The 18,888-nt window shown below is 71.2% G+C and carries 15 protein-coding genes and 1 tRNA gene; 5 read left to right on the top strand and 11 right to left on the bottom strand.

All coding sequences use genetic code 11. The features are described 5' to 3' along the window. Positions 1-282: 282 nt before the first annotated feature. Positions 283-879 carry a DUF5709 domain-containing protein gene (locus OIE47_RS18330; RefSeq protein ID WP_326562693.1) on the top strand — a complete coding sequence of 199 codons (597 nt, stop codon included), beginning with the start codon at positions 283-285 and terminating at the stop codon, positions 877-879. A gap of 58 nt (positions 880-937) precedes the next feature. Here OIE47_RS18330 and OIE47_RS18325 read toward each other — a convergent pair whose 3' ends face one another. Both OIE47_RS18325 and macS read right to left on the bottom strand, forming a co-directional pair. Next, the gene (locus OIE47_RS18325; RefSeq protein ID WP_326562692.1) at positions 938-1,600 is read right to left on the bottom strand and encodes a response regulator transcription factor; all 663 of its coding nucleotides are present in this window, start codon (positions 1,598-1,600) and stop codon (positions 938-940) included. Positions 1,601-1,661: 61 nt separating this feature from the next. Then, positions 1,662-2,804, bottom strand: a complete 1,143-nt coding sequence (gene macS, locus OIE47_RS18320) for a MacS family sensor histidine kinase (protein ID WP_326562691.1) — start codon at positions 2,802-2,804, stop codon at positions 1,662-1,664. Between the two features lie 184 nt (positions 2,805-2,988). On the opposite strand from macS, the gene OIE47_RS18315 reads away from it, so the two are divergent. Continuing rightward, positions 2,989-3,447, top strand: coding sequence for an ATP-binding protein (locus tag OIE47_RS18315; protein WP_326562690.1), 459 nt, complete (start codon positions 2,989-2,991; stop codon positions 3,445-3,447). Here OIE47_RS18315 and OIE47_RS18310 read toward each other — a convergent pair. Continuing rightward, the gene (locus OIE47_RS18310) at positions 3,440-4,378 is read right to left on the bottom strand and encodes a ribose-phosphate diphosphokinase (protein WP_326562689.1); all 939 of its coding nucleotides are present in this window, start codon (positions 4,376-4,378) and stop codon (positions 3,440-3,442) included. The genes OIE47_RS18315 and OIE47_RS18310 overlap by 8 nt on opposite strands. Positions 4,379-4,462: 84 nt before the next feature. On the opposite strand from OIE47_RS18310, the gene glpK reads away from it, so the two are divergent. After that, positions 4,463-5,950, top strand: a complete 1,488-nt coding sequence (gene glpK / locus OIE47_RS18305) for a glycerol kinase GlpK (protein ID WP_326562688.1) — start codon at positions 4,463-4,465, stop codon at positions 5,948-5,950. 149 nt (positions 5,951-6,099) lie between these two features. Here the strand turns inward: glpK and OIE47_RS18300 are convergent, their stop codons facing one another. Next, positions 6,100-6,930 (bottom strand): phosphoribosylaminoimidazolesuccinocarboxamide synthase, encoded by an 831-nt coding sequence (locus OIE47_RS18300; protein WP_326562687.1) that lies wholly within the window; start codon positions 6,928-6,930, stop codon positions 6,100-6,102. 321 nt (positions 6,931-7,251) lie between these two features. Between OIE47_RS18300 and OIE47_RS18295 the strand changes: the two genes are divergently transcribed. Then, entirely contained in the window at positions 7,252-8,562 is a 1,311-nt protein-coding gene (locus OIE47_RS18295; protein WP_326562686.1) for an ABC transporter substrate-binding protein, read from the top strand. A 99-nt stretch (positions 8,563-8,661) separates the two neighbouring features. On the opposite strand, the gene OIE47_RS18290 is transcribed toward OIE47_RS18295, so the two are convergent. Further along, positions 8,662-8,910 carry a hypothetical protein gene (locus OIE47_RS18290; RefSeq protein WP_326562685.1) on the bottom strand — a complete coding sequence of 83 codons (249 nt, stop codon included), beginning with the start codon at positions 8,908-8,910 and terminating at the stop codon, positions 8,662-8,664. Positions 8,911-9,012: 102 nt separating this feature from the next. After that, complete coding sequence (locus OIE47_RS18285) at positions 9,013-10,035, bottom strand: DUF695 domain-containing protein (protein WP_326562684.1); 1,023 nt, start codon at positions 10,033-10,035, stop codon at positions 9,013-9,015. 354 nt (positions 10,036-10,389) lie between these two features. Between OIE47_RS18285 and OIE47_RS18280 the strand changes: the two genes are divergently transcribed. Next, positions 10,390-12,435: a LuxR C-terminal-related transcriptional regulator gene (locus OIE47_RS18280; protein WP_326562683.1), complete on the top strand. Its 2,046-nt coding sequence runs from the start codon at positions 10,390-10,392 to the stop codon at positions 12,433-12,435. Positions 12,436-12,499: 64 nt separating this feature from the next. On the opposite strand, the gene OIE47_RS18275 is transcribed toward OIE47_RS18280, so the two are convergent. The 5 genes from OIE47_RS18275 to OIE47_RS18255 form a co-directional block, all read right to left on the bottom strand. Then, a complete protein-coding gene (locus OIE47_RS18275) occupies positions 12,500-13,648 on the bottom strand; it encodes an oxalate decarboxylase family bicupin (protein ID WP_326562682.1) in 1,149 nt (382 codons plus the stop codon). After that, a complete protein-coding gene (locus OIE47_RS18270; RefSeq protein WP_326562681.1) occupies positions 13,602-13,979 on the bottom strand; it encodes a hypothetical protein in 378 nt (125 codons plus the stop codon). Before OIE47_RS18270 ends, OIE47_RS18275 begins: the two co-directional genes overlap by 47 nt. A gap of 68 nt (positions 13,980-14,047) precedes the next feature. Continuing rightward, positions 14,048-15,241, bottom strand: coding sequence for an Nramp family divalent metal transporter (locus OIE47_RS18265; protein ID WP_326562680.1), 1,194 nt, complete (start codon positions 15,239-15,241; stop codon positions 14,048-14,050). 224 nt (positions 15,242-15,465) lie between these two features. Beyond that, positions 15,466-15,539, bottom strand: a tRNA-Met gene (locus OIE47_RS18260). Positions 15,540-15,775: 236 nt separating this feature from the next. Further along, positions 15,776-18,802: a UPF0182 family membrane protein gene (locus OIE47_RS18255; RefSeq protein ID WP_326562679.1), complete on the bottom strand. Its 3,027-nt coding sequence runs from the start codon at positions 18,800-18,802 to the stop codon at positions 15,776-15,778. Positions 18,803-18,888 lie beyond the last annotated feature (86 nt).

Raw genomic sequence — 18,888 nt, 5'->3', positions numbered from 1 at the left:
AACCGGTCGGCGACCCCGTCCGCCCCGTGCCGCACCCGCGGCGCGGGATCGGCACGAAGCACCCGTCGTGCCCGGCGCGGCACACGGGTGCCGATCACCGACAGGGTTCGCCCGCACCGTCACCGCCCGACCGCGCTCGTCGACCAGGAGTCCACTATGGATTGGGACGGGGAACGGGTCGGGCGGGTTCGTCGGGACGAACCAGTCAGACGGTCACGGTGCCGGGACACCCGGACACCGGTCGCCGGTTATGCCCGTGGGGCAACGGGTAGTTCCCTCGGTATGCGTGATGACGACTACCCCGTACCCCTGTCCGACCCGGAGGCCGAGGGCCTGCCCGGCACCGCCGACGACGACTCGACCGCCGGGGACGACGTCAACACGGGCCGGGAGGCGGACGGTCCACAGCCCGCCGCGCTACCGGCCGACGTGCCGCAGGCGGTCGACCGGTTCGGGAACACCGCCCAGGAACAGCTCGACGGCGAGTCGGTGGACTACAAGATCGGGCGCGAACAGCCCGAACCTCCGATCGACGACCCGCTCGCCGGACCGGTCGACCCGGCGATCGCGCGCGAGGCGGACAGCGACGAGGCCGCCGCCCAGGCCCAGTTCGACGCGGACGTGATCGATCCAGGCCCCAGCTCGGACCCGGCCTCCGCGGTGTCGATCTACGATCACGGCAATCTGGGCGGGCCGACCCAGCCGATCGTGGGTCGGCTGGTGGAGCCGGACGAGGGCAGCCGCGACGACACCGAGACCGACGCGATCGCCGCCGACGCGGGGTCGGCCGGCGGCGGGCCGACCGCCGAGGAACTGGCCATCCACGAGACCGAGCCGCCCGGCGACCGGGAACCCGGCCTGACCCAGCCACCGCCCTGACCGACCAACTCTCCGACGAACACCGGACCCGTGACGAACCGGGCCGGTTGTCCGTCGTTCAGTTGTCGAGGCCCTGCTCGATGGCGTAGCGGGTCAACTCGACCCGGTTGTGCAACTGGAGCTTGCCGAGCGTGTTCTGTACGTGGTTCTGCACCGTACGGTGCGACAGGCCCAGCCGCTCGGCGATCTGCTTGTACGACAGCCCCTTGGCGACCAGCCGGAGCACCTCGGTCTCCCGCTCGGTGAGCCGTGGTGTGCCGTCGTCCTCGACCGGATCGGGGACCGCGGCGAGCCGGCGGTACTCACCGAGCACCAGACCGGCCAGCCCCGGGGTGAACACGGTGTCGCCGGCGGCGGTACGCCGTACCGCCTCCAGGAACTCCTCCGGGGCGGCCGACTTGACCAGGTAACCGCTGGCACCGGCCTTGACCGCGTCGAGCACGCTCTGCTGCTCACCGCTGGCCGAGAGCATCAGAACCCGTACGCCCGGCACCGCGCCGACCAGCCCGTCGATCACCTCGACACCGGAGATGTCCGGCAACTGGAGGTCGAGTACCACCACGTCGGGCCGGGCGGCGGCGGCGATCCGGACCGCCTGGCGGCCCTCACCGGTGGTGGCCACGACCGCGTAACCGGCCTCGGTCAGGTCGCGGGCCACCCCCTCCCGCCACATCGGATGGTCGTCGACCACCATCACCCGGATCGGCGTGCCCGTACTCATGTCCCCCACCCTAGATGGTGTCGTTTTTCGTGAGCCGTACCTCGATGCCGATCCCCACTGGTCAGCCGATCGGGATGCGGAGTTCGATCTCGGTCCCCTGGCCGGGGCCGGTGGTGATCCGTACCGTGCCGCCGAGGGCCGCGATCCGGCCCCGGATCGACTGCGCCACCCCGAGCCGTCCCTGCCGCGCGGCCTCCGCCAACCGCTGGGCCGGAATGCCGGGGCCGTCGTCGCGGATCGAGACGGTCACCACGCCGGCCTCCTCCTCGACGAGCACCCACGCCCGGCCGCCGCCGTGCCGGGCGGCGTTGTCCAGGGCGGCACCCGTCGCCGCCCCGACCTCACGGGCCAGCACACCGGGCAGCCGTACGGGGGTGGCCGGCATCGCCACCGAGACCGTCGTCGAGGCGTACCCGCCGAGGACCGTACGCAGATCCGCCTCCGGAACCTCGGCGGTGTCATCGGCCCGGGTCGGTGGCGGGGTCGCGATCAGCGCCCGCAGGGCCGCCTCCTGTTCACCGGCCAGCCGGGCCAGCTCACCGGCCTCGCCGTCGAGCCGGGCGCCCCGCCGCTGGACCAGGGCGAGCACCTGGAGCACCGAGTCGTGGATGCCACGGGCCAGCCGTTCCCGTTCCCGGGTCGCGGCCTCCAACTCGGTCGCCCGTTGCAGGCTCTGCTCGGCGATCGCGGCGAGCCGGGCCACGTGCCCGAGGGCGATCCCGGCGAGCAGCATCAGGATCACGCCGTTCACCGTGGCCTGGATGACCTCGTCGCGCATCAGCAGGTCCGTGCCGCCGAGGACCAACGCCGCGATCGCGCCCCGCCGCCGACCCCCGGTGACCGCCCAGGCGAGCACCGGTCCGCCCTGCCAGGCGACGGCCAGGGTGGGTACCCCCGAGGCGAGCGCGGCCTGCCCGGCGACCCAGACACTGGCCAGGAGTACGGCCATCACCACCAGCAGGTCGGCGACGAGCAGCGGCCAGCGTCGCCGGGCGGGTCGGGCGTACGCGTAGCTGGCGAAGACCGTCCAGGCGGTCATCGACGCCAGCACCGGTACGGCCGCCGCCGGATGGGCGTACTCGCCCAGGTTGATCAGCACCAGGGCGAAGACGTAGCCGAGAGAGGCGAACCGGAAAACCGCGATCGCCCGCCACAGGGGCACCTGGAAGCCGCTCGCCGGCTGCTCGATCGGTCTCTCCGGCACGAACCCGACGATGTCACATCGACGCGGCCGGGACGATCCCCCCGACGTCCCGTGAACACGCTGAAGCGCCCCCGGCGGGAGCCGATCCGGTGGGGCGCCACCGTCGGGCGCGCGACTGTTGCGGCATAACCTGACGTAGGGTGGAAATGCCATAAAGCATCTTTCGATCGATGGCGAGCCGACCATGACCAGCACCGCACCCCGCACTCCGCGTACGGTGGTGCCCATCGACGCACCCCCACTGCTCACCGAGACCTTCGACCGCGCCCGGGTGACCGAGGTCCGGCACTCCGTCGCCGCCTCCGCCGAGGCGTCGGGGCTCACCGGCGAACGCCTCGACGACTTCGTGCTGGTCGTCAACGAGCTGATCACGAACGCCGTACGGCACGGCGGGGGCCGGGGTTGGCTGCGGCTCTGGCGGGCGCCCGGGACGATCGGGTGCGAGATCTCCGACCACGGCACCGGGATCGACGCCGACCGGCTGGACGACCGGCGTAGACCCCCGCCGGACACCATCGGGGGCTGGGGGCTGTGGCTGGCCCGCCGGCTCAGCGACGAGATCACGGTGCAGACCGGTCCGGCCGGCACCACCGTACGGATCACCGCCAGCCTGCCCCCGGACGACCCGGCGGCGGTCAGCTGAACAGCGCGCTGACCGACTCCCCGTTGTGGATCCGCCGCATCGCCTCGGCCAGCGCCGGCGCCACCGACAGCACCTGCAACTTGGGCACCCGCTTCGCCTGCGGGATCGGCACCGTGTTGGTGCAGACCACCTCGAGTACGCCGTCCTGCTGGCTGAGCCGCTCCAACGCGTCGCCGGAGAACAGCCCGTGGGTGCAGGCGAGCCGGATCGAACGCACCTTCAGGTCCCGCAGGTGGTCCATCAGCTCGACCATCGTGCTGCCCTTGGCGATCTCGTCGTCGAGCACGATCACGTCCCGGTCGGTCACGTCGCCGATCACCGCGCTGATCTGCACCCGGTCGTCGCTGAACCGCTGCTTCGCGCCGGCCGCGACCGGGGTCCCGAGCATCCGGGCGAAGGCCGCCGCCTCCTTGGCGTTGCCCAGGTCGGGCGAGACGACCACGGTCTCGGACAGGTCGTAGCGCTTGAAGTGGTCGGCCAGCTCACGCAGCGCGTGCAGGTGGTCCACCGGCACGCTGAAGAAACCGTGCACCTGCGGCGAGTGCAGGGTCAGCGCGAGCACCCGGTCGGCGCCGGCCGCCACCAGCAGGTCCGCCACCAGCCGGGCGCCGATGCTGATCCGGGGAGCGTCCTTCTTGTCCGACCGCGCGTACGCGTAGTGCGGCAGGACCACGGTGATCCGGCCGGCCGAGGCGCCACGCGCCGCGTCCAGCATGAGCAGCAGCTCGACCAGGTTCTCCTGCACCGGCGGGACCAGCGGCTGGATCAGGAACACGTCCCGCTCCCGGCAGTTGGCCTGTAGCTGCACCTCCAGGCAGTCGTTGGCGAACCGGGAGACCCGGACCGGGTGCAGGGGGACGCCGAGGTGAGCACAGATCTCGGCGGCGAGTTCGGGATGGGCACTTCCGCTGAAGACGGCGATGTCGCGCACGGTCGCATCCTAGGTTTCCCGGCCGCCGTCCGGTGCGTGACCTGGCCGGTGCGCACCCCGGCCCGTTCCGGGTACGGTGCGGCGGTGACCGAGCAGTATGTCGCCGCCATCGACCAGGGCACCACCTCCTCCCGGTGCATGGTCTTCGATGCCACCGGCACCCCGATCTCCGTGGCACAGCGCGAGCACCGGCAGTTCTTCCCGCAGCCCGGCTGGGTCGAGCACGACGCCGAGGAGATCTGGGAGAACGTCGAGTGGACGATCCGGGAGGCCCTCGCCGGTGCCTCGATCGGCCCCGAACGGCTGGCCGCGATCGGCATCACCAACCAGCGCGAGACCACCCTGGTCTGGGACCGCGTCACCGGACGACCGGTGGCGAACGCCATCGTCTGGCAGGACACCCGTACGGTCCCGCTGCTGCGCCGGCTGGACGAGACGTACGGAGAGCACCGGTTCCGGGCGCGTACGGGGCTGCCGTTGGCCACGTACTTCGCCGGGCCGAAGCTGATGTGGCTGCTGGCCGAGGTCGACGGGCTGCGCGAGCGGGCCGAACGCGGCGAGGTGCTCTTCGGCACCATGGAGAGCTGGCTGATCTGGAAGCTCACCGGTGAGCACGTCACCGACGTGACAAACGCCAGCCGTACGCTCCTGATGGACCTGCGCACCCTGGACTGGGACCCGCAGATCCTGGACCTGATGGGGATTCCCGCGGCGATGCTGCCGCAGGTCCGCTCCTCCGCCGAGATCTACGGTACGGCCACCGGCGTACTCGACGGCGTACCGGTGGCCAGCGCCCTCGGCGACCAGCAGGCGGCCCTGTTCGGCCAGACCTGCTTCGAGCCGGGCGAGGCGAAGTGCACCTACGGGACCGGCAGCTTCCTGCTACTCAACACCGGCACCGAGCCCGTCGTCTCCGGCCACGGACTGCTCACCACGGTCGGGTACCGGATCGGCGACCAGCCGGCGACGTACGCCCTGGAGGGGGCGATCGCGGTCACCGGATCACTGGTCCAGTGGCTGCGCGACAACCTGGGACTGATCTCCGCCGCCCCGGAGGTGGAGGAGTTGGCCCGCACCGTCGAGGACAACGGCGGCTGTTACGTCGTACCGGCGTTCTCCGGCCTGTTCGCGCCGCACTGGCGCAGCGACGCGCGCGGGGTGATCGCCGGCCTCACCGGTTACATCACCAAGGGGCACCTGGCCCGGGCGGTGCTGGAGGCGTCCGCCTGGCAGACCCGCGAGGTGGTGGACGCGATGAACGCCGACTCCGCGGTGCCGCTGCGCAACCTGCGGGTGGACGGCGGGATGACCGGCAACGAACTGCTCATGCAGTACGTCGCCGACGTCCTGGACGTACCGGTGGTCCGGCCGGCGGTGACCGAGACGACCTGCCTCGGCGCGGCGTACGCGGCCGGACTGGCGGTCGGCTTCTGGCCCGATCTGGAGACGCTACGGGCCCAGTGGCGCCAGGATGCCCAGTGGCAGCCAGCGATGGACCCGGATCACCGCAACCGGGAACTACGCAACTGGCGCAAGGCCGTCGAACGCACCCTCAACTGGACCGACGACTGACCTCACACACATGCGCCACAGACCAGGCGGCCCGACGATCTTGCACTGGTGCTCGCCAGCTTGATCCACGCGCGCCTAGCTGTCGGCGAGGGCGGCCCACGAACAGATGAGCGCGCGTGGATCATGAAGCGCTCCGGCTGCGCCGGGGGCTACCACTGGCGGCCGGTGAGCCGTTCGTAGACGTCGACGTAGCGGGCGCGGGTGGCGGCCACGATCTCCTCCGGCACCTCGGGCGCGGGCGGCTTCTTGTCCCAGCCGGTGCTGACCGCCCAGTCCCGGACGAACTGCTTGCCGAGGGAGAACTGCCCCCGTCCCGGCTGGTACGACTCCGCCGGCCAGAAGCGCGACGAGTCGGAGGTGAGCACCTCGTCGGCGAGGACCAGGGTGCCGTCCGGCGCCCACCCGAACTCGAGCTTGGTGTCGGCCACCAGGATGCCCCGCTCGGCGGCCAGTTCGGCGCCCCGGCAGTAGACGTCAACGGTGATCTGCCGCAGTTGCTCGGCGGTTTCGGCGCCGACCTTGTCGACCACGTCGGCGAAGGTCATGAACTCGTCGTGCTCGCCCATCGGCGCCTTGGTCGTCGGCGTGAAGATCGGCTCGGGCAGGATCGACGCGTCGACCAGGCCGCGCGGCAGCTCGACCCCGGAGACCGAGCCGTCGCGCTCGTACTCCTTGAGTCCCAGACCGGTCAGGTAGCCACGGGCGATGCACTCGACCGGCACCATCTCCAGCCGCTGGACCCGGATCGCCCGCCCGGCCCACTGCGCCGGTACGTCGGTGGCGGAGATGACATGGTTCGGCACGATGTCGGCGAGCTGCTCGAACCACCACAGCGACAGCGCGGTGAGCAGCTTGCCCTTGTCCGGAATCGGCGTCGGCAGGACCGCGTCGTAGACCGACACCCGGTCGGAGGCGACCAGGATCAGGTCATCGCCGTCCGCGTAGACGTCCCGTACCTTGCCCGAGTGCAGCAGTTCCACGCCGGCAAGTACATCACGCCCGGTCGCGGCATCCCACGCGCCGTCGCCCCGGTGTGACGCGACTCCGTCCGTGACCCGACGCACCGGCTCTGACCTGGGCAGGAACGGCGCGACCGGGCGCAGATCCGGACACCGTACGCGACCGGGCACACCCCACTCCCCGTCCCACGCGTTACGGCGGTGGGTCACACATGTCAATGCGTCGTTGCCGACGGCACTTGACCGGGCTGTGGATCTCGACCGGACGGCCGTTGACACCCGGTGGCCGTACCTGTGTAAATGTTCCCGATTGGCCTCTGACCGGCGCCGTTGGGAGAGAACGTGCCCCCTGCCTTCCGCCCGTCCCGGCGCCGGGCGCTGGCCGCCGCCACCCTGGCCCTCGGGCTGCTCCTGAGCAGCACCCTGACCGCCTGCGACGGCGCCCGGGACACACCGTCCGAGGGCCCGATCCGACTCTCGATCTTCTGGTGGGGCGGCGAGAAGCGCGCCGAGCTGACCGAGCGGGCGCTCCAGCTCTACTCGTCCCGGCACCCCGAGGTGACCTTCCAGGTCACCTGGCAGGGCAACACCGGCTACTACGACCGTCTGTCGAGCCAGGCCGCCGGCGGCAACCCGCCCGACCTGTTCCAGATCGACGACAACTACCTGACCGAGTACGCCGAACGCGGCATCATCCTCGACCTGACCGAACACGTACGCCAGAACCGGCTCGACCTCACCGGCCTGCCCACCAGCCTGGCCCAGTACGGCCAGGTCGCCGGCCGGACGATGGCGGTCGCCGCGGCCGAGAACACCCCCGGTCTGATCTACAACAAGAGCCTGCTGCGCCGCCACAACCTGCCCGAGCCCCGGATCGGCATGGAGTACGACGAGTTCGTCGACTGGGCGGCCCAGGTCACCGAGGCCACCGACGGCAAGGTCGCCGGGACGATGGACCCCTCCGCCGACTACAAGGCGCTCTGGCTGTGGCTGCGGGCGCAGGGCAAGGAGCTGTACCGGGGACGGCAGCTCGGTTTCACCGAGTCGGACATGACCCGCTGGTTCGACCTGTGGCGGGACGCCCGCGCCGATCGGGCCACCCCGTCGGCGGCGGTCACCGCGGAGGCGAACAGCGGCGACGTCACCCGCCAACTGGTCGCCACCGGCAAGGCCGCGACGAGCTTCATGTGGTCGAACCAGTTGCCCGAGTTGCAGAAGTTGACCCAGGACGAGTTGGGCCTGGTCACCTATCCCGGCGCCCCGAAGGCCCAGTGGGCGCGGGCGTCGATGTACTGGGCCGCCTTCCGCGGGTCCCGCCACCCGGAAATCGTGGTGGACGTGATCAACTTCCTGGTGAACGACGTGGAGGCCGGGCAGATCCTCGGCACGGAACGCGGTCTGAGCGCGAACCTCGACGTCCGCTCGTACGTCGAGGACACGCTGACCGATCAGAGCATGAAACTCACCGCGTCCTTCGAGACCTCGATGGTCGACCGGTTCGGACCCGCCCCGACGCCGCCGCCCCGAGGTCACGCGAAGGTCCGTGCCCTCCTGATCAGCGTGGCCGAGAGCGCGCAGTCCGGCCGGGCGACCTCCAAGGAGGCGGCGCGGGCCTTCGTCAGCGAGGCCAACGCGTCGCTGGCCGGCGGCTGAGCGTCCGAAGGCCTCACCGGCGGCTGAGCGTCCGAAGGCGACGACTGAGGTCAGCGGCCGGGCCGGCGCCGGGTCGGGCACCGGCCGGCCGGGACCCGATCAGCGGCGGCCGGACCGGCGACGGAGCAGCAGCACCAGCACCACCACGATCGCCACCACGACAACACCGCAGCAGACCAGCCCGAACAACCCGGCACCGATACCGCTGCGGCGCGGCCGGCGTGCCGCCTCCAGCACCAACTCACCGGTGCCGGACGACGCCCAGGCCGCCACCGGCACGAATACGGCCAGGCTCGCCGTGAGTACGACGGCGCTGAGCCTTGCCCACCACTTTCCAAGAGAAGCCATGGCTACATCCTCCGTGTTGGGCGCAAACCTTACGCCTCGCTCGCTCGAAAGGGACGTTACCCACGGCGGGGCGGAAAGTACCCTCGGAGCGCCGGGGAACGGTCACGGGCACAGTGGGCGGACCGCCTGCCAGCCCGGGTCGTAGCGGGTCCGCAGCCGTACCCGCCCCTGGTCCCAGCCCCGGACGGCGTCCCGTACCGGCCCGAGCGGCGACGCGCCCGCCTCGGCGTACAGGTGGAAGGTTCGGCGTCCGGCGCAGCTCTCGTGGGCGACCAGCACCGCGCCCGACGCAGCCGCCGCGATCTGCTCCTCCAGCCGCTCCAGCGCGACGAGCGCCGTCTCGGTCGGCAGCCCGGTCTCCGCCGCCCGGTACGGCACCACCACCCCCAGGTGGGTGTCCAGGTGCGGCCAACGGACCGGCTTGAGCGGATGACGCACCGCGGCGGTCTGCGGACTCCCACCGACCGGGGCGCGTTCGAGCAGCACCCAGCTCGTCTCCCGCAACCGCCGGGCCAACTGGGCCACCACGGCGGTGAGCGCCTCACCCGACTCGGTACGGGGCGGCAGCGTGGTGCTCACCTCGACCCCGCCCACCCACAGCTCGACCGCGACCTCACCGAGCAGCCAGTCCAGGGCCAGGAACGCCACCCGCATCCGATCCGGTTCACCCAACCGGCCGAAGTCCGGGTGATGTACGAGCACGTCCACCTCGTACCGATCGGGGTCGATCCGGCAGGCGAACCGCAGCTCGGTCAGCTTGATCTCGTGCCCGGAGACGGTCAACGCGGCCGACAGCGAGGTCGGATCGGGCTGCCGGGTCGAGTGGTACTCCCACCGGTCGTCGGCGGCCGGAGCCGCCCGGCGCCAGCGTTCGGCGACCGCCCGCAGCCGGGGCGCTCCGGCGGCCGAGACGACAAGCGCGTGACCGGACCGGGTGCCCTGGGCGAACTCCCACTCCAGTTCCCGGTCGATCGCCTTCACCCGCCCGCTCACCTCGGCGATGAGGTCGTCGGACCAGGTGCCGTCGGCGATGGCCGCCTCCACCCTGGGCCGCACCCCGGGCCACCACCGCCAGAATTCGGCGATCACCGGACCGACATTCCTGTGCTGGCGCGAGAACAGCATGGCAACGGAGCGTACGACCGAACTCGCCAACTGTTGATCGGCCGATCAGCCTGACTCGCTGATCTTCACCGATATCTTCCCGACCCCGACAGGTGGCGGCACCCGGTGATTTCCGACCCTGCTCGATGGGGGCAACCGAAGATTCGCGGATCACCGACGCCGTCGGAAACCCGTGTATAGCCTCGACTTGCCGGTCCGAATTCGATTCACATTCGCACCGTCCGAACCTTCCGGACGGATCCGAGCCGTCCCGACCGGCCGCCGCCGAGGGGGTGTCCCGTGCCCACATGGCCACCGTTGAGCCGACCTGGAGCACGGGCCACCCGACCGGGGATCCCGGGACGCAGAACCAGGATGCGTACGGGCGGCGGCGGCAGGCCACTGGCGGCCCTGTCGGCCGTACAGCGGTCGATCCTGCGGGCGCTGGCGCTGACCGGGACACCGGGTGAGCTGTCGTTCGTCGAGCGAATGGTACGGCGATCCGGGCCGGCACTCGAACACGACATCGAGACCCTCATCGGGTACGGCCTCCTGCGCGACGCCACCGACGGGCTGCACCTGGCCGACCCCGGCGTACGGCGGGCGGTGTACCGGGTCACCCCACCCTCGCTGCGCGCCGCCACCCACGTACGGGCCGCCGCGATCCTGGAGCGGTCCTGCCCCACGCTCGCCGCCGAACAACTGCTCCGGGTGCTGAACACGGCCCCTCCCCCGGACGGCACCGCCACCGGACCGGAGCGGGTCGACCTCGACCTGGTGTCCCGACTCGCCGTCGACTCCGCGGTGGACCCGTCCGTGGCGGCGGAACTGCTGCTCGCCGTACACACCCGTTCCGGGGCGGGACTCGACCCGCGACACCGACGGCGGCTGCTGCCCGCACTCGTCGACCACCTGATGCTGGCCGGTCGCGCCGAGCGGGCGCTGGCCGTACTGACCGAGGAGATCGCGGCCGACCGGGACGGCCCGGAACAGCGTGCCGTCCTGCTCGGGCGGTTGGGAGCGTGGCACGCCACCGGACGCCCGTCACTCGCCCTGGCGTACCTGCACCGGGCGCTGGCCCAGGACCGGTGCGCACCGGTCCACCGGGCCTGGCTGCTGACCACACTCGCGGCCACCGCCGGACCGCTCGGCCAGCCCGACATGACCGGGCTGCTGGGCGAGGCGGAACGGGCCGAGCGGGAAGCGCCCGCCCCCGGCGGCACCGTACGCCTGGCGCTGGCCCACGCCGGGGTGGCGCTGGCCGACGGCGACCTGCCCACGGCCCGGCAGGTACTGGGGCGGGTGGATCCGCACACGCCCGCGTCCCGGGCGCCGGCCGCCCTGCTCCGCGTCGACCGGATCGCCGTCCAACTCGCGCTCGGGGAGTTCGACGACGCGCGGGCCGCGCTCGCCGCCGCCACCGTGGAGGTCGGACGGTTCGCCCCGGTGGTCGAGCCGATGCTGACCGCCCTCGACTGCCTGCTCCGGATCACCGTCGGCGAGCTGCCCGAGGCCGAGGTCCGGGCCCGGCTCGCGCTGCGCCCGCGCCCGGACCGGCAACTACCCGAGGACGTACGCCTGGACCTGCTCGCGGTCGCCGTCGAGGCGCTGATCCGCCGGGGCCGCCCCGACCGGGCCCGGACCCTGCTCCGCGCCGAGTCCCCGGCCACCGGCTGGCCGGACCTGATGCCGTGGATCCGGCTGGGTTGCGCCGCGGCGACCGATCCCGACCCGGTACGGCACGCCGACCTGCTCCGGCACACCGTCGACGGGCTGCGCCACTCGCTGGCCCACCTGGTCCGGCTGCCGCACCGGGGGCCGGCGCTGGTACGGGCCGCCCTCGCCATCGGTGAACCGGCGTTGGCGCGTACCGTTGCCGGCCACACCGCGAAGATCGCCGAACGGGTCGACGGCCCGCTCTGGTCGGGTCTCGCCGACCACGCGGCGGCCCTGGTCGAACGGGATCCGGCCACCCTGCGGCAGGCGGTGGCCCGGCTGCGGGCCACCACCGCCCGCCCGGCGCTGGCCGACGCCCTGCTCGACCTGGCCCGGCTGCCCGGCGTCCCGTCGGCCGAAGCCGGTGCCGCCGCCCAGGAGAGCGCCGGGCTGTACGGACGGATCGGCGCCACCGGCGACCAGGAGCGGGCCCAGCGGCAGCTCCGGGCCCTCGGCGCGACCGAACAGCGGTCCCGGGACACCCGTCCCCGAGCCGGCCTGGATTCGCTCACCCAGAGCGAGGTACGGGTGGCGGCACTCCTGGCCGCCGGGGCGACGAAGCAGCAGGCGGCGGCCCGGCTCTTCGTCTCGTTCCACACCGTCGACACCCACCTGCGGGCGATCTACGCCAAGCTCGGTATCCGTACCCGGTTGGAACTGGCCCGGATCTGGGACGGCGACAGGCCCGCCGGGGAGACCTCCTGACGGAAGCGGTTCGGACCGGCGGTGGGGAACGCTCGTCGCGCCGGGACCCACCGCCGGTCCACGGTCAGCGGACCACCGGCTGTTTCGACTTCGGCAGCGCCTCGATCATCTCCCGCGGCAGGTTCAGGGTGTCGGCGCTGATCTGCGGCGGCGTGTTCGCCATCCACTGGGCCAGCGAGATGTCCTCGAACCGTGGGTTGCGGAACATCTCCAGGAACCGCAACGGCTCGTCGCCGAGGTTCTCGATGTAGTGCCCGTACGCGAACGGCACGTAGCCGACGTCGCCGGCCTGGTAGTTGAACGTACGGTTCATTCCGGAGCTGGCGAAGACGCCCATCCGACCGAAGCCCGAGATGTAGTACTGCCACTCGTCGTCGGTCGGATGCCAGTGCAGTTCCCGCATCCCGCCCGGTTCGATCTCCACCAGGGCGGCACAGATGGTGTTCGCGGCGGCGAAGTTCGTCGAGTCGGCGATCCGTACGGAACCGCCCTTGAACCGCTGCGGCGCCTGCGCGTGCATCCGGTGCTTGAACGTACGCGGCACGTCACCGGTCGGGCTGACGACCTTGTCGGCCGAGAGCGCGGGCGGGACCTGCCCGCTGAAGATGTACTTGTCCCGCTCGGGCAGGTTCTCCAACTGGTCCACCGTCCAGCCGAAGTTCTTGGCCAGCACGTTCTTCGGCACGTGCGCGAAGAAGTCGCTGATCAGGAAGGTGCCGTTCTCGGTGAACGCCCCGTCGTCGAAGACCAGCAGGAACTCCACCCCGTCGGCGAGCGCCTGGATGTGGTGCGGCACGCCCTTCGGGAAGAACCACAGGTCGCCCTGCTCCACGTCTTCGAGGAAGTTGCGGCCCTCCTGGTCGACGGCGCTGATCCGGCAACTCCCGGCCAGCACGTACGCCCACTCGGCCGCCTGGTGCCAGTGCAGCTCGCGGTACGCACCGGGTTCCAGTTTCATGTCCACCCCGGAGAGCTGGCTGGCGATCGGCAACTCGCGCTGGGTCACCTCGCGGGTCCACCCGCCCTTCTCGATCCGGGTGTGCGCCATCGAGAAGGAGAACTTCAGGTTCGGCACCGTGCCCTGGTCGGTCGGCGGCGGCAGGAGCAGGTCCGGGTTCTGCCGGTCCAGCTCGACGTTGCGCGGGCCGGGGTCCAGACCGCCCTGGTCACCCCGGATGGGCTGGAGTACGTCCTGACGAGCGAAGTCGGGCATCGTGGTTCGTCCTCTCGGGTCGGTGCCGCGTCGAGCGCGGCCGGGATGGCAGGAAGAACAGGGCCCGGGCCGGGCACGGCCCGCCCTGGACGGCCACGGCGACCGGGATCGCCAGGCAGGTGAGCAGCAGTGCGGCAACGGCCCACCAGGAGATCCCGGCCGCCGCACCGGCGACGGCGAGCCCGGCGAGCACCACCAGCCGGGTGCGCAGACCGGCGAGCGAGGTCGGTCCGGTGGGCGGGGTCGGTCCGGTGGGCGGTGCCGCGGCGGTGGGCGGGGTTCGCCGCCGGGTGACCGATGCCGCCGGGCGGTGCCGGGTCGGGGTTCGCACTGGTACGACTCCTCTCGGGTCGAGCACACCGGATCGGTCCGGGTCTTCCGCCGTACGCCGGTCGGGTCTCACAGCAGCAGGACGATCGGCAGGCTGAGCCCGAGTACGGCGACCACCGTGCCGGCCGCGGCGGCCACATGGGTGGTCAGCGGGGCGTTCACCAGCGGGCCCATCAGCGACCGGTCCCGGCAGAAGAGGACCAGCAGGAAGAGCGCCACCGGGACGCCGAGCGAGATCACCACCTGGCTGAGGATCAGCAGGCCGGTCAGCGGGGCGCCGAGGACCAGGGCGAGCACCGCCGGGGTCATGGTCACCAACCGGCGCAGGTGCACCGGCACCCGCCGGGCGAGGAAGCCGCGCAGCACCACGTCCCCGGCGAGCGTGCCGACGCCGGACGAGGAGATGCCGGAGGAGAGCAGGGCGATCGCGAACGCCAGCGCGGCAGCGCCACCGACCTGGGTGGCCAGGTGTTCGTGCGCCGCGAAGAGATCACCGGTCCACCCACCGGCGGTGGCCGCACCGAGTCCCGCACCGAGGGCGATCATCGAAACGTTGACGATCGTCGCCACGCCGGGGCCGACCACGCAGTCCAGCCGCAGCGCACGGCGTACCAGGGTGGGTTGCGCCCGGGCCACGGCCGCCGCCGGTCCCCGGTCCTGGACCAGGGCGGAGTGCAGGTAGACCGCGTGCGGCATCACCGTCGCGCCGACGATCCCCATGGCCAGGACCAGCGACTCGGCACCGTCGAGTCGCGGCACCAGTCCGGCCGCCAGTCCGCCGGCCGACTGGTGGCCGACCACCAGCAGGTCGTAGCCGATGCCGGTGCCGATCAGCACCAGCGCCGCCGCGCTCATCAGCTCGAACCGCCGGGTCCGTCCCCGGCGGCGCAGCTCCAGCAGGAGCAGCGACACGACCGCGGTGACCACGGCGGACAGCGTGGGCGGTAGGCCGAAGAGCAGGTGCATGCCGATCGCGGCACCGACGAACTCGGCCAGGTCGGTGGCGAGCACCACCACCTCGGCCTGGAGCCAGAGCAGCCGGTTGCCCCACCGGGGGAACCGCTCCCGACACAGCCGGGGCAGGCTCCGCCCGGTCGCCAGTCCCAGCTTCGCGGCCTGGAACTGGACCAGAATGGCGACCAGGCTCGCCGCCACCACCACCCAGACGAGCAGGTAGCCGGAGGTCGCACCGGCCGTCAGGTTGGTCGCCACGTTGCCGGGGTCGACGTAGGCGATCGCGGCGACCAGGGCCGGACCCAGCATGGGTGTCAGCCTCGACCGGCCGCGACCCGCTACCGGTGCCTCGGTGCTCGGCGCAAGCGCATCCGTCGTCACCACCCGATCGTGGCCCCGCCGCCGGTCGGTCCACATCGCGCGAACACGGGGGATTTGCCGGGCATGTCCCCTGGGCGGGGACGGCGAGACCTCGTTCGGCAGGGAAAGCAAAAACCCGCCCCCCGAGACACAGGGGACGGGCTTTTTCTTTGTAGCGGGGACAGGATTTGAACCTGCGACCTCTGGGTTATGAGCCCAGCGAGCTACCGAGCTGCTCCACCCCGCGTCGGCTCGTTAACACTAGCGCACCGGGACACGCGCCCGCAAAACGAGCCGACACAAGGTCCGTACTTCGGCGCTGACCAGGCACTTTGCCGTACGGGAGGGTGGGGCGGAACGCTCCCGACCGGCGCTGCGCGGTATTCGGCGGAGCGACCCATACCCCAAAAAAGAGCTCGGGGTACGGAAATCAGCGAACTGATTCCCGTACCCCGAGCGAATGCTTTACCGGCCGTACGACGTTCAGCCGCTCGGCGTACCGGCCGGCGGACTCGGCGTGCTCGCCGGTGGCGTGGGTGAACCCGCCCCCGTCGGCGTGGAACCCGGCACCCCGGCCGCCCGCTGGGCCGCCTGGAACTCCGTCAGCGCCGTGTCGAGCGTCTTCAGCGACTTGCCCCACCGCTCGACGTCACCGGACGCCTGAGCGGCCTGGACCTCGGCGATCGCCTGCTGCACCTTGGCCGCCGCCGCCGCGAGTTCACCGGTGAGTGCCGGTGGCGGGGTCGGCGTCGCACCGGGACTCGGGGTGGCCGACGGATTGTCGGTCGGCGCCGGTGGCGTGGCGGGCGGCGGATTGTTGGCGCCGGCCGCCTTGCCCTGCTCGACGAGCTGCTTGATGCCGTCCTGCAACGTGTTGGCCAGTACGACGTACTCGCCGCCGTCGCCGTAGGAGAGCAGCACCCGCTGAAGCAGTGGGTACGCGTTCTGCTGGTTGCTCTTCACGTACACCGGCTCGACGTAGAGCATGCCGTCGCCGAACGGCAGTGAGAGCAGGTTGCCGTACTGCACCTGGGCCTGGTTGGACGAGAGCAGGTTGAGTTCCTGCCGGATCGCCGCGTTGTTGGTCATCTTCTGGTGCACCTGCACCGGGCCGGAGACCGCCGTCTGGTCGGGTAACTCCAGCACCTGCAACTGCGGCTGCCCGTTCACGTACGAACCGGAGATCAGCGCGGCCAGGTTCTGCCGGCTGGCCGGTGTGACCGCCGAGGTGAGCTGGAACCTCGGCGTGTCCTGGCCGGGGAACTGGGTGAACAGGTAGTACGGGGGCTGCCGCTGGCCGGTGTCGGGGGCGTCCGGGACGTTCGGAACCTCCCAGAAGTCCTGCCCGGAGAAGAACTCCCTCGGGTCGGTGACGTGGAACTTGGCCAGCAGGTTGCGCTGCACCTTGAACAGGTCGGCCGGGTAGCGGAAGTGCGCGGCCAGGTCGGCCGGGATCTCCGACTTCGGCGTCACCAGGTCCCCGCCGAAGGCCTTGTTCCAGGCCTTGAGCACCGGATCGGCCTCGTCGAACTCGTACAGCTTGACGGTCCCGTCGTACGCGTCGACGGTGGCCTTGACCGAGTTGCGGATGTAGTTGACGTTCTCCCGGGCGAGTTGGAAGGTGCCCCGCCCGGTCAGCTCGTCGGCCGTCTCGGTCTGGAGGTTGACCTGCTCCGCGTACGGGTAGGTGGCGGCCGTGGTGTAGCCGTCGATGATCCACTGGATCCGGCCACCGACCAGCGCCGGGTACGGGTCGCCGTCCAGCGTCAGGAACGGGGCGACCTTCTCCACCCGTTCGCGGGGGTTACGCACGTAGAGCAGCTTGGAGTTCTCGTTGACCGCGGCGGAGAGCAGGAAGTTGCTCTCCTGCTCCTTGATCGCGTAGAGCAGCTTGCGGGTGAACGAGCCGATCTCCACCCCGCCGGTGCCGGTGTAGGTGTAGGTCTGCCCGCTGTTGTTCTCGTTGTCGTTGCCGGTCGGCCGGTCGAACTCGACGGTGCGGCCCGCGTCGGTCTGACCGACGATCGCGTAGTCGCTGTCGTCCATCTGCTCGCCGTAGTAGATCCGCGGCTGGTCGGCCGGGATCTGCTCGGCCGAGGCGGAACACCCGGCCTGGGCCTGGTTGCCGAGGAAGCCGGAGACGAAGAACGGCTGGCCGCCGCAGACCACCTGGTTCGCCGGGGCGCTGACCAGTCCGTACCCGTGGGTGAAGACGGTGTGCCGGTTGATCCAGTTGCTCTGCTGGGTGGTCAGCTCGCCGTAGTTGATCTCCCGCATGCCGACCACGTAGTCCTGGGTCACGCCGTTGACGTTGTAGCGGTCGATGTCGAGCTTCGGACCGAAGTCGTAGAACCCACGGACCTGCTGCAACTGGGTGTAGGTCTCGGAGATCAGTTGCGGGTCGAGCAGCCGGATGTTCGGCACCACGGAGGTGTCGGTGGCCAGCGCGGCCGGGGGCTTCAGGTTGCCCGCGCCGTACGGCGTGGTCTGGGTCGCGGCCAGCCCGAACGACGCCCGGGTCGCCTCGATGCTGCGCTGGATGTACTGCGATTCCTTGTCCTGGAGGCTCGGCTTGACCTCGAAGGTCTGCACCGCCCACGGGTAGATGCCGCCGATCGCCACCGCCGAGATGCCGAGCAGGGCCAGCGAGATGCCCGGCCAGACCAGGTTCCGCATCACCGCGTTGGAGAACACGATGATCGCGATCGCGACCACGATCGAGATGTAGGCCAGGATCTCCTTGGCCGGCAGCAGCGCGTTGATGTCGGCGTACCCGGCACCGTAGGTGTTGACGCTCTCGTTGAACTCCAGCAGCATCGCCCGCCGGTCCAGCACGTACGCGATGGCCTTGAGCAGCACGAAGACCGCGACCAGGGTGGTCAGGTGGGCTCGGGCGGCGTTGGTCATCCGGTCGCCGACGCCCTGCAACCGGACCCCGCCGAAGATGTAGTGCACGGCGAGGGCGCCGATCACCGAGAGGACCACGACGGTGAAGCCGACCCCGAGCAGGTAGCGCCAGAACGGGAACTGGAAGACGTAGAAGCCGATGTCGATGCCGAACTCCGGGTCCTTGACCCCGAAGTCCTGGCCGTTGCGGAACAGCAGCCACTGGCTCCACCGGCTCTGCGCGGACAGGCCGGCGAAGAGGCCGACGATGACCGCGATCGCGCTGATCCAGGCGCCGATCCGGGGTGCCAGGGCCATCCGGTAGCGCTCGAGCGTGGCCTGTTCGGCCGAGTGCGGGCGCAGCACCGGGCGCAGTCGGTAGGCCAGCCACAGGTTGCCGCCGATGATCACGGCCATGGCCGCACCGACCGAGGCGAACAGCCCGATCCGGGTGACCAGGACGTCGGTGAAGACCTGGGTGTACGAGACCTCGTCGAACCACAGCCAGTCGGTCCAGGCCTGTACCCCCCAGCCCAGCAGGGTGAACAGCAGGAACACCCCGACCAGTACGCCGACCGTCACGCGACCGCGCCGGCTCATTCTCGGTAGGGGACTGCTACGCATGACCACTGTTGGCTCCGCTCCACGGTGATCGGCTCCGACCAGGCACCCAGAGTACGGGGTCCACCTGAGCGGGATGAGCCCAAGGT

Source organism: Micromonospora sp. NBC_01796, assembly GCF_035917455.1.
Taxonomy (GTDB): Bacteria; Actinomycetota; Actinomycetes; order Mycobacteriales; family Micromonosporaceae; genus Micromonospora_G.
This window is presented reverse-complemented; position numbering and strand designations above follow the sequence as displayed.

Bases quoted from the DNA above. Each gene is read 5' to 3' on its own strand.
- OIE47_RS18330 (WP_326562693.1), top strand. From the start codon at position 283: ATGCGTGATGACGACTACCCCGTACCCCTGTCCGACCCGGAGGCCGAG.
- OIE47_RS18325 (WP_326562692.1), bottom strand. From the start codon at position 1,600: ATGAGTACGGGCACGCCGATCCGGGTGATGGTGGTCGACGACCATCCG.
- OIE47_RS18315 (WP_326562690.1), top strand. From the start codon at position 2,989: ATGACCAGCACCGCACCCCGCACTCCGCGTACGGTGGTGCCCATCGAC.
- OIE47_RS18290 (WP_326562685.1), bottom strand. From the start codon at position 8,910: ATGGCTTCTCTTGGAAAGTGGTGGGCAAGGCTCAGCGCCGTCGTACTC.
- OIE47_RS18285 (WP_326562684.1), bottom strand. From the start codon at position 10,035: ATGCTGTTCTCGCGCCAGCACAGGAATGTCGGTCCGGTGATCGCCGAA.
- OIE47_RS18280 (WP_326562683.1), top strand. From the start codon at position 10,390: ATGCGTACGGGCGGCGGCGGCAGGCCACTGGCGGCCCTGTCGGCCGTA.
- OIE47_RS18275 (WP_326562682.1), bottom strand. From the start codon at position 13,648: ATGCCCGACTTCGCTCGTCAGGACGTACTCCAGCCCATCCGGGGTGAC.
- OIE47_RS18265 (WP_326562680.1), bottom strand. From the start codon at position 15,241: ATGCTGGGTCCGGCCCTGGTCGCCGCGATCGCCTACGTCGACCCCGGC.
- OIE47_RS18255 (WP_326562679.1), bottom strand. From the start codon at position 18,802: ATGCGTAGCAGTCCCCTACCGAGAATGAGCCGGCGCGGTCGCGTGACG.